This window comes from Paractinoplanes bogorensis, from assembly GCF_018829635.1.
GTDB classification, from domain to species: domain Bacteria; phylum Actinomycetota; class Actinomycetes; order Mycobacteriales; family Micromonosporaceae; genus Actinoplanes; species Actinoplanes bogorensis.
The window spans coordinates 359,181-368,288 of the sequence record NZ_JAHKKG010000003.1 but is presented as its reverse complement, the minus strand read 5'-3'; the positions used below and the strand labels follow the sequence as shown (position 1 = coordinate 368,288).

Here is a 9,108-nt window from a genome sequence, read left to right as displayed (position 1 = left end):
GCGACATCCCTCCCGGCTATGAATCCGACGCTAGCGGCGGCCGTTGCGAGGAAATATCAGGAATCCCGGCTGTCCGCCCCTGCCGACCCCCTAGGACCCCCCTATGTTCGACCCCGAACGCCCCGCCGTAACGAGGCTGGAATTTCCCTCGAAAGGCCGCTGCTAGCGTCCAGCCTGCCCGGTTATCGCCGAGATAAAGGCAGCGACCATGACTCAGACACCACTGTCCGAAAACGGAATCGACCAGGGATACGCACTGAGCACCACCCTCGTCGATCCCGATGTCGCCGACATGATCGCGGCACGGGAGAATGTGCTCGGCCGGGTCGACTACACGACCGCGGCGGCCGATCCGATCCTGTCCGCCCGCAGCCCCCGGCTCGCCCTGCACATGGCGCACGGCAAGGCCGATTCGTTCAGCGAGCTGTGGACGACCCCGCACGACGTGACGGCCGGCATGCACGACGGCGTGGCCTACGCGCACGACGGCGAGTTCCTGTTCGTCGCCGGTCGCATCGCCGAGAGCGGCCACTACGCGACAGCCACCGAGAAGGCCTATCTGACCGCGCTCGGCCTGATCCGCGACCTCGGCTATCCGAACTGCTACCGGATGTGGAACGTGGTCGGCGCGATCAACGAGGACAACGCCGAGGGCCTGGAGAACTACCGCGACTTCTGCCTGGGCCGGGCCGACGCGTTCGCCACGATGCGGTTCAACGAGACCGAGATCCCGGCCGCCACCGGCATCGGCGCGCTCGGCGGCGGCATCGGCTTCTACTTCCTGACCAGCCGTTCCGGCTCGCCGATCGCGATCGAGAACCCGCAGCAGGTGTCGGCCTACCACTACCCGCAGCGCTACGGCCCGAAGGCGCCGAAGTTCGCCCGGGCCACCCGGATGGGCGGCCGGGTCTACGTCAGCGGCACCGCCAGCATCACCGGCCACGAGTCGCGGCACGAGGGCGACCTGGTCCGGCAGACCCACCTCTCGCTGGAGAACATCGCCCGCGTGATCGGCGCGAGCAACCTGTGGGAGCACGGCATCGGCGACGGCTACTTCCTGGCCAATCTCGACCACATCAAGGTGTACGTGCGGCACGCCGAGGACATCCCGGTGGTCCGCGGCATCTGCGAGCGGGCCTTCTCGCCGGCCGCCGAGGTGCGCTACCTCAACGTGGACGTGTGCCGGTCCGACCTGCTGGTCGAGATCGAGGGAATCGCGTACTGATGTTTACCGTCGCCGATCTCGAGGAACGGTGGGAGTCACTCCCCGCACGCGAACAACCCGCGTGGAGTGACCACCCTTCACTTTCCCGTATGCGTACGGAATTACGTTTCCGTGAACCGCTCGTAACCGAATCGGAAATCGAGGCCGCGCGTGCCGGAATTGCGCGCGTGGCGACCGGTGACGCGCTATTACTGCAAGCCGGCGACTGCGCCGAGAGTTTCGACGAGTCGGGCCCTTCGGTAACGGCGGCCAAAGCGGCCGTCATCGGTGACCTGGCCGACTCGCTGACCCTTTCCACCGGGCAGCCGGTGATGCGTTTCGGGCGGATGGCCGGGCAATACGCCAAGCCGCGGTCGAGCGCCACGGAAACGGTCGCCGGAATCGAGATGCCGACGTTTCGCGGGCACATCGTCAACTCCCCCGCGCCCCATCCGGCGGCCCGCGTGCCCGACCCGGAGCGGCTGCTGCAGGCGTACGACCACAGCGCCCGCGTGCTGGCCGGTCTCCGCGGCTCGCTGTGGGTCAGCCACGAGGCGTTGCTGCTCGACTACGAAGGGCCGCAGGTGCGCCGGGGCGCCGGGCTCTACCTCGCCTCGACCCACCTGCCGTGGATCGGCGAGCGCACCCGGCAGGCCGACCACGCGCACGTGGCGATGCTGGCCGCGGTGACGAACCCGGTGGCCTGCAAGGTCGGGCCGACCGCGAGCCCGGAGAGTGTGGTCGACCTGTGCGAGCGCCTCGACCCGCACCGCGAGCCGGGCCGCCTCACGCTGATCGCGCGGATGGGCGCCGGCCGGGTGGCCGAGGCGCTCCCGCCGATCGCCCGGGCCGTGCGGCGGGCGGGTCATCCCGTGGTGTGGCTCAGCGACCCGATGCACGGCAACACCGTACGCGCGAAATCCGGGGAAAAGACCAGACATCTCGACTCTATGATCGCGGAGGCCGGGCTGTTCCGGGCCGCGCTGGAGGGGCTCGGACTGCACCCGGGCGGCCTGCATCTCGAGGTCGCCGCGGCCGACGTCACCGAGTGCGTCGGCGCCGGTGTGGCCGAGGACGAACTGGGACGACGTTACGAGTCGCTGTGCGATCCGCGGCTCAACCCGGTTCAGGCCCGCACCCTGATCGAGACTGTCTTCTGAACCGGAGGAAGAGATGCCCGACGTCGATGTCGCGATCGTCGGATGCGGCCCGGTCGGCCTCGTGCTGGGCATCGCGGTCGCCCAGCGCGGGCACCGGGTGGCGATCCTGGAGCGCTATCAGGACCAGTACCCGTTCCCGCGGGTGGTCGCCTTCGACGGCGAGACGGCGCGCAACTTCGCGACCGTCGGGCTCAACGACGACCTGTACGAGCTGGGTGAGCCGGTCGGCGAGTACGACTTCCTGAACGCGGCCGGCGAGACGCTGCTGCACCTGGACAACCCGTACGTGCCGGACCGGGACGGGTGGCCCAAGGCGGTCATCATGCACCAGCCCACCTTCGAGGCGGCGCTGCGCGAGCACGCCAAGACCTTGCCCAACCTGGAACTGCGCACCGGATACGACGTCACGGAACTGGTCGACCACGGCGATCACGTGGAGCTCAACGGCGAGCTGACCGCGAGCTGGGTGGTCGGCTGCGACGGCGCCAACAGCTTCGTCCGCGAGCACATCGGCACGTCCATCGTGGACCTCAACTTCGAGCACGACTGGTTGCTGTGCGACGTCGTGTTCCACGAGCCGCGCACCTTCAAGCCCAACGATCTGCAGATCTGCGACCCGGAACGGCCCACCACCATCGTCTCCAGCGGTCGCGGCCACCGGCGGTGGGAGTTCATGCGCCTGCCGGGCGAGTCGCTGGAGGAACTCAGCAGCGAGGCCCGGATGTGGGAGCTGCTCGAACCGCACGGCGTCACGCCGGACAACGCCGACCTGACCCGGCACATCGTCTACACGTTCAAGGCGAGCATCGTTCGGGACTGGAAGCGGGGCCGGCTGCTGCTGGCCGGCGACTCGGCCCACCTGATGCCGCCGTTCATCGGCCAGGGCATGTGCTCGGGCATCCGCGACGCGGTCAACCTGGCCTGGAAGCTCGACCTGGTGCTCCGCGAGGTTGCCTCGGCGCAGGTGATGACCGCGTACGTGCAGGAGCGTGACCCGCACGTGCGCCGGACCACCGAGCTGGCCATCGAGGTCGGCAAGATGATCTCGGAACTCGACCCGGCCGCGGCCGCCGTCCGGGACCGGGTCATGTTCGCCCGCCAGCAGGACCCCGCGCAGGCCGGGGTGCCGCAGTACTTCGCGCTCACCGACGGCATCGTGCGGCGCAACGCCGAGGGCGCCGTGGCCGGCCTGGCGGGCGACCTGGTCCCCCAGGGCCGGGTGTCCCGCGGCGGCCGCACGGCGATGTTCGACGACCTGGTCGGGCGCGGGTTCGTGCTGTTCGCGACGTTCGACCCGGGGCTGGTGCTCGACGAGGACGACCAGTCGTTCCTCAAGGAGCTGGGCGCGCACGTGGTGCGGGTGCTGCCGGGTCGCGTACCGGACCGGAACCTGAAGGACCACGAGGTCATCGACACCGACGGTGTCTACCTGCCCTACCTGACCGGCACCAAGCAGGTCGGCGCCCTGGTGCGCCCCGACTTCTACCTGTACGGCACGGCGTCCTCCCGCCCCGACCTGTCCACTCTGGTCAAGGAGCTGCGCGCCGACCTCCTCCCGAGGTAGGAGCCCCCCGGCCCTGGCCGGCGAGGTCGTCAGGCCGCCAGCGGCAGGTGACTGTGCAGCTCGGGCGGCAGATCGCGGCGGCGGGTGACGTGCAGCTTGCGATAGACGCGGGTCAGGTGCTGCTCGACCGTGCTGGCCGTGATGTGCAGCTTGGCGGCGATCTCGCGGTTGGTCAGCCCGGCCGCGGCCTGCACGGCCACCCGCATCTCGGACTCGGTCAGCGTGGCCAGCCGCTGCCGGGTGTCGGGTTCGCCGGCGGCGTCGTGCCCGGTGCGCAGCGGTAGCACCTCGTCGTGCAGGATCGCCGCGCCGCACTCCTCGACGATCCCGGCGGCCAGGCGGGCCATCGGGGACGCCCGGCGCAACTGCCCGACACCCCGGTAGGCCCGGCTCAGGTCGGCCAGCGCCCGGGCCAGCTCGAACCGGTCGCCGCAGTCGCGCAGGATCGACACCGCCTCGGCCAGCAGCTGCGGCCGGCTGTGGGCCTGGCTGGTCGCGGCCAGCAGACGCAGCGCCGCCCCACGCGTGCGGGACGGGCCGGGACCGACCCGCGCCAGCTGTTCGTTGAGCAGCCGGCGCACCTCGGCCCGGTTCTCGCTCTTGCGCAGCCAGGCGTCGGCGGCGCTGGTCCGCCACGGCACCAGCCCGGGCACGTCCATACCCCACTCGGCGGTCAGCTTGCCGCAGGACAGGAAGTCGGCCAGCGCCGCGTAGTCCCGCCCGGTGGCCAGATAGTGCTCGCCCCGCGCGTGCAGGTAGTGCACGCCCCACCGGCTCTGCAGCATGGCGTCCGGCACCGGTTCGGCCAGCAGCCGCGCGGCGTCGTCGATCCGGCCCATCCGGGTCGCCGCCACGATCGCACACGCCAGCGGCAACCCGGCCGCCACACCCCACCCGGCCGGCGGCACCAGCTCGAGCGCGGCGGTGGCGTCGTCCCACGCGGCCGCGAGCTCACCCCGGCGAAGAGCCATTTCCCCCCGTACGGCCGTGAGGTAGGCCTGTTCCGGCACCGAACCCGGTTCGGCCAGCAACTTGTCGCACCACGAGCGGGCCTGATCGAGCCGGTCGGCGTAGAGCAGGGCCAGCAACGCCTGCAGGGCCGCCTCGGCGCCCCACACCAGGCTGTCGCTGGGCCGGGCCACCTGCAGCATCAGTTCGGCCTCGGCCACCGCCGGTTCGGCCGCGCTCCGGCCCAGCACGGCCAGGATCGCGGCGGTCGACCGGTCGGCCGCCACCGCCCCGGGGGTGTCGTCGCCCGCGTGCGGCGGGGTACCCGGCCGAGCCAGGCGCGGGTGATTGGCCGCCAGCCACAGTTCCAGCGCGTGCAGCCCGGCGGGGCCGGACGCGCGCACCCGTTCGAGGACGGGAACGGCCTCGTCCGACCGGCCGTACCAGAGCAGGAGCCGCACGAGGCTGATGGAGTCGCGGTCGTCGAGGTCGGCCGTGATCAGCTCGGCCAGGTGCCGGTTGGCCGCGGCCGGTCGGATCCGCCACTCGATCCGCGCGAGCCGGGCGACGATCGCCGACCGGGCCGCGCCCTCGGCCGTCGTCCGGGCCAGTTCCAGATACCGTACGGCGTCTTCGATGCGTTCCCGCTGCACGGCCTGCTCGGCCGCCTCGACCAGCACCGCGCCCGCCCACGGCTCGTCGGCCCGGTCGGCCCCGGTCAGCAGCTCGGCCACCACGACCGGGTCGGCGCCCTGCTCGTGCCGCAGTCGCGCGGCCCACGCGAACAGGCCGGTCCGCTCCCCCGGCGTCATCTCGGCCAGCACCGCCGCGCGCGCCGCCGGATGCCGGAACCGTCCGTCGGCCAGCAGCCCGGCCGCGGTGAGCAGCGGGGTCTCCCCCGGCGAATCGCCGAGCACGGCGGCGATCCGCGCCTGCTCCGGCCCGCAGCGGTGCACGCAGCTCAGCAGGGCCTGGCGGTAGTTCGGGCCGGGCTCGCCGGCGTCCTCGCCGAGCGCCGCCAGCAGCAGCGGATTACCCCCGGTCAGCGCGAACGCCTCCGGGTCGCCCACGGCCGTCTCGCTCAGGGGCGCCACCGCCAGACGGGTGCTGTGCCGGTGCCGGAGGAGTTCGGTGTGCAGCGGTCCCGGGGCGGCGTTGTCGGTGAGCACGATGAGGGCGCGGGCCCCGGCGAGCCGGCGGACGCAGGCCAGCAGCACTTCCAGGGACGGCTCGTCGGCGTGCTGCACGTCGTCGACGGTGATGAGCACGGGCTCGTCCGAGCCGAGCGCGGCCCGGCACAGCTCGGGCAGGCCGTGGTCCGGGTCGACCGGGCCGAGCAGTTGCGTCGTGACGCCGTACGGCAAAGCCTCTTCTGATTCCGCTCCGATGGCCCGCCGCCAGGTGAAGCCGGACGTCTCCAGGTGCTCGCCGAACAACTGCAGCAGCGTGGTCTTGCCGGTGGCGACCGGTCCCGAGATCAGCGCGACCTGGCCCTTGCCGGCCCGTGCGAGACCGGCGAGCCGGTCCAGCGTGTCCCACTGCGACTCCCGTTCGGCCAACCCGGATGCCATGCCGCCCACCTCGTCGTGTCGTCTCTGCCTGATTCGCAGAGTACGAGCGGCAAGACTAGGAATCTTCCGGAGTTCGGGCCGCCAGGATGCACGCATGACTGAACGCCACGGGCCGGTTCTGTTCGTGAGCATGCCGGAGAGCGGGTTGCTGAACCCCATGCTCGTGCTGGCCGAGGAACTGTCGCGGCGGGGCGTCGAGGACCTGTACTTCGCCAGCGACGACAACCGCAAGGCCGACGTGGAGGCGACCGGCGCGCGGTTCGTTCCGCTCGGCGACGTCATCTCCGAGCTGTCCTCGGTGACCTGGGACGACGAGACCTACGCGGCGGTCACCCAGAAGTCCCGGTTCAAGGCCCGCCGCGCGGTCATCGAGAAGACCTTCGTCCCGCGGCTGCTGGCCGAGAAGTACCGCCTGCTCGAGAAGGCCGTCGACGACATCCGGCCGGCGCTCATGGTCATCGAGAGCATGTGCCTGTACGGCTTTCAGCTGGCCATCACGAAGAAGATTCCGTACGTGCTGAGCAACCCGTTCATCCCCAGCAACGCGGTCAGTTCGCTGGTGCCGATCGGGAAGTCGTACACGCCGGCCGATTTCCCGGTCCCGCACACCGGTTTCTCCAACCGGATGACCCCGGTGCAGCGGCTGGCCAACCGGTTCTTCCGCTGGCGGATGCTGACGCTGTTCCTGTCGCCGACGATGCGGCAGCGCAACGCCGAGGACACCGCCGTGCGGGCCGAGCTGGGCATCGATCCGGCCGCGGTGGGGCAGATGACCCGCGTCGAGAAGGCCGAGTTCGTGCTCAACTACTCGATTCCCGAGCTCGACTATCCGTTCGAACTGCCTTCCTTCTTCCGTACGGTCGGCGCGCTCGTCCCCCCACTTCCGCAGGCCGAGGCGGGCGAGTTGAACGAGTGGCTGGACGAGCATCCCTCGGTCGTCTATCTCGGATTCGGCACGATCACCCGGCTCACCGCGACCGAGGTGGCGTCGATCGTCGAGGTGACCCGGCGCATGCCAGCGCACCAGTTCCTGTGGAAGCTGCCCGAGGACCAGCAACGGTTCCTGCCCGCCGAACGGCCGGCCAACCTGCGCGTCGAGACGTGGGTGCCGTCGCAGCTCGACGTGCTGGCCCACCCGAACGTCAAGCTCTTCTTCACCCATGGCGGCGGGAACGCGTACCACGAAAGCCTCTACTTCGGTAAGCCGATGGTGATGCGCCCGCTCTGGGTCGACTGCTACGACCAGGCCGTCCGGGGCCAGGACCTGGGCGTGAGCCTGAGCCTGGACGACCCGCACACGTTCCGGCCCGACGACGTGGTCGACAAGCTGACCCGCGTCCTGACCGACAAGTCGTTCCGGGCCAGGGCCGAGTCCTTCGGTCAGCTTCAGCTCGCCGCGGGCGGGCGGGCCCGGGCGGCCGACCTCGTGACCGAACTGCTGGCCGCGCCGGCCAACGTCTGACGGAGGATCACCCATGTCCACGACCGACCAGGAAACCGTTCCCTTCCTGCTGCGGGGACCGGGCAAACCGTTCCCGCCGCCGGAATACGTCGAGATGCGCGAGCGGGAGGGCCTGGCCCGGGCGGTCCTGCCCAGCGGCGAGCCCGTCTGGCTGGTGACCCGGCACGAGGACGTCCGCAAGGTCCTGACCGACAAGCGGATCAGCTCGAACCCCGACCACGAGGGATTCCCGCGCCCGCTCAAGACCGGCGGCGTCCCGTCGGCCAAGGAGGTGCCGGGCTGGTTCGTCTCGCTCGACTCCCCCGAGCACGACCGGTTCCGCAAGGCGCTCATCCCCGAGTTCACCGTGCGGCGCATCCGCGAGCTGCGCCCGGCCATCCAGGACGTGGTCGACCGCAGCATCGACGCCATGCTGGCCCAGGGAGACACGGCCGATCTGGTCGAGGACTTCGCGCTGTCGGTGCCGTCGCTGGTCATCTCGATGCTGCTCGGCGTGCCCCCGGTCGACCGGGACTTCTTTGAGGCAAAGACGAAGGTGCTCGTCACCATCACGTCGACCGACGAGGAACGCACCAAGGCCAACGAGCACCTGATGCGCTACATCAACCGGCTCATCACGCTGCGCCTCAAGCGGCCCGGCGACGACCTGCTCAGCCGGCTCATCAAGAACGACGTGCTGACGACCGAGGAACTGTCCGGCGTCGCCATGCTGCTGCTCATCGCCGGGCACGAGACGACGGCCAACAACATCGCGCTGGGCGCGGTCACGCTGATGCAGAACCCCGAGTGGATCGGCGACGACCGGGCCGTCGAGGAGATTCTGCGGATCCACTCGGTGGCCGACATCGTGGCCCTGCGGGTGGCGATCGAGGACGTCGAGATCGGCGGCCAGCTCATCAAGGCCGGCGAGGGCATCGTGCCGCTGATGGCCGCGGCCAACCACGACGAGAAGCAGTACGCGTGCCCGGCCGACTTCGACCCCAGCCGCTCGGCCCGCGCGCACGTCGCGTTCGGCTACGGCATTCACCAGTGCCTCGGGCAGAACCTGGTGCGGGTCGAGATGGAACTGGCCTACCGGACGTTGTTCGAGCGGGTGCCCACGCTGCGCATCGCGGTGCCGGTCGAGGAACTGCCCTTCAAGTACGACGGCGTGCTGTACGGACTGCACGCCCTGCCGGTCACCTGGTAACCAACGGAGG

The 9,108-nt window shown here is 70.6% G+C and carries 6 protein-coding genes; 5 read left to right on the top strand and 1 reads right to left on the bottom strand.

Features of this window, described 5'->3' with window-relative positions; genetic code table 11:
- Nucleotides 1-208: 208 nt before the first annotated feature.
- Genes KOI35_RS10050 through mhpA form a run of 3 tightly spaced genes read left to right on the top strand, consistent with a single transcriptional unit; the run spans nt 209 to nt 3,928 of the window.
- Nucleotides 209-1,225 carry an FkbO/Hyg5 family chorismatase gene (locus tag KOI35_RS10050; RefSeq protein WP_215785883.1) on the top strand — a complete coding sequence of 339 codons (1,017 nt, stop codon included), beginning with the start codon at nt 209-211 and terminating at the stop codon, nt 1,223-1,225.
- Nucleotides 1,225-2,364 (top strand): 3-deoxy-7-phosphoheptulonate synthase, encoded by a 1,140-nt coding sequence (locus KOI35_RS10045; RefSeq protein WP_215785881.1) that lies wholly within the window; start codon nt 1,225-1,227, stop codon nt 2,362-2,364. Before KOI35_RS10050 ends, KOI35_RS10045 begins: the two co-directional genes overlap by 1 nt.
- A gap of 13 nt (nt 2,365-2,377) precedes the next feature.
- Nucleotides 2,378-3,928, top strand: a complete 1,551-nt coding sequence (mhpA, locus tag KOI35_RS10040; protein WP_215785879.1) for a bifunctional 3-(3-hydroxy-phenyl)propionate/3-hydroxycinnamic acid hydroxylase MhpA — start codon at nt 2,378-2,380, stop codon at nt 3,926-3,928.
- Between the two features lie 29 nt (nt 3,929-3,957).
- On the opposite strand, the gene KOI35_RS10035 is transcribed toward mhpA, so the two are convergent.
- Nucleotides 3,958-6,447, bottom strand: a complete 2,490-nt coding sequence (locus tag KOI35_RS10035) for a LuxR C-terminal-related transcriptional regulator (protein ID WP_215785877.1) — start codon at nt 6,445-6,447, stop codon at nt 3,958-3,960.
- A 94-nt stretch (nt 6,448-6,541) separates the two neighbouring features.
- Here KOI35_RS10035 and KOI35_RS10030 point away from each other — a divergent pair, with 94 nt between their 5' ends.
- Complete coding sequence (locus tag KOI35_RS10030; RefSeq protein ID WP_215785875.1) at nt 6,542-7,909, top strand: glycosyltransferase; 1,368 nt, start codon at nt 6,542-6,544, stop codon at nt 7,907-7,909.
- 13 nt (nt 7,910-7,922) lie between these two features.
- Nucleotides 7,923-9,098 carry a cytochrome P450 gene (locus KOI35_RS10025; protein ID WP_215785873.1) on the top strand — a complete coding sequence of 392 codons (1,176 nt, stop codon included), beginning with the start codon at nt 7,923-7,925 and terminating at the stop codon, nt 9,096-9,098.
- Nucleotides 9,099-9,108: the final 10 nt, after the last annotated feature.

Excerpts from the sequence above, each read along its gene's own strand:
- KOI35_RS10050 (WP_215785883.1), top strand. The coding sequence starts at position 209 with ATGACTCAGACACCACTGTCCGAAAACGGAATCGACCAGGGATACGCA.
- KOI35_RS10045 (WP_215785881.1), top strand. The coding sequence starts at position 1,225 with ATGTTTACCGTCGCCGATCTCGAGGAACGGTGGGAGTCACTCCCCGCA.
- mhpA (WP_215785879.1), top strand. The coding sequence starts at position 2,378 with ATGCCCGACGTCGATGTCGCGATCGTCGGATGCGGCCCGGTCGGCCTC.
- KOI35_RS10030 (WP_215785875.1), top strand. The coding sequence starts at position 6,542 with ATGACTGAACGCCACGGGCCGGTTCTGTTCGTGAGCATGCCGGAGAGC.
- KOI35_RS10025 (WP_215785873.1), top strand. The coding sequence starts at position 7,923 with ATGTCCACGACCGACCAGGAAACCGTTCCCTTCCTGCTGCGGGGACCG.
- KOI35_RS10035 (WP_215785877.1), bottom strand. The coding sequence starts at position 6,447 with ATGGCATCCGGGTTGGCCGAACGGGAGTCGCAGTGGGACACGCTGGAC.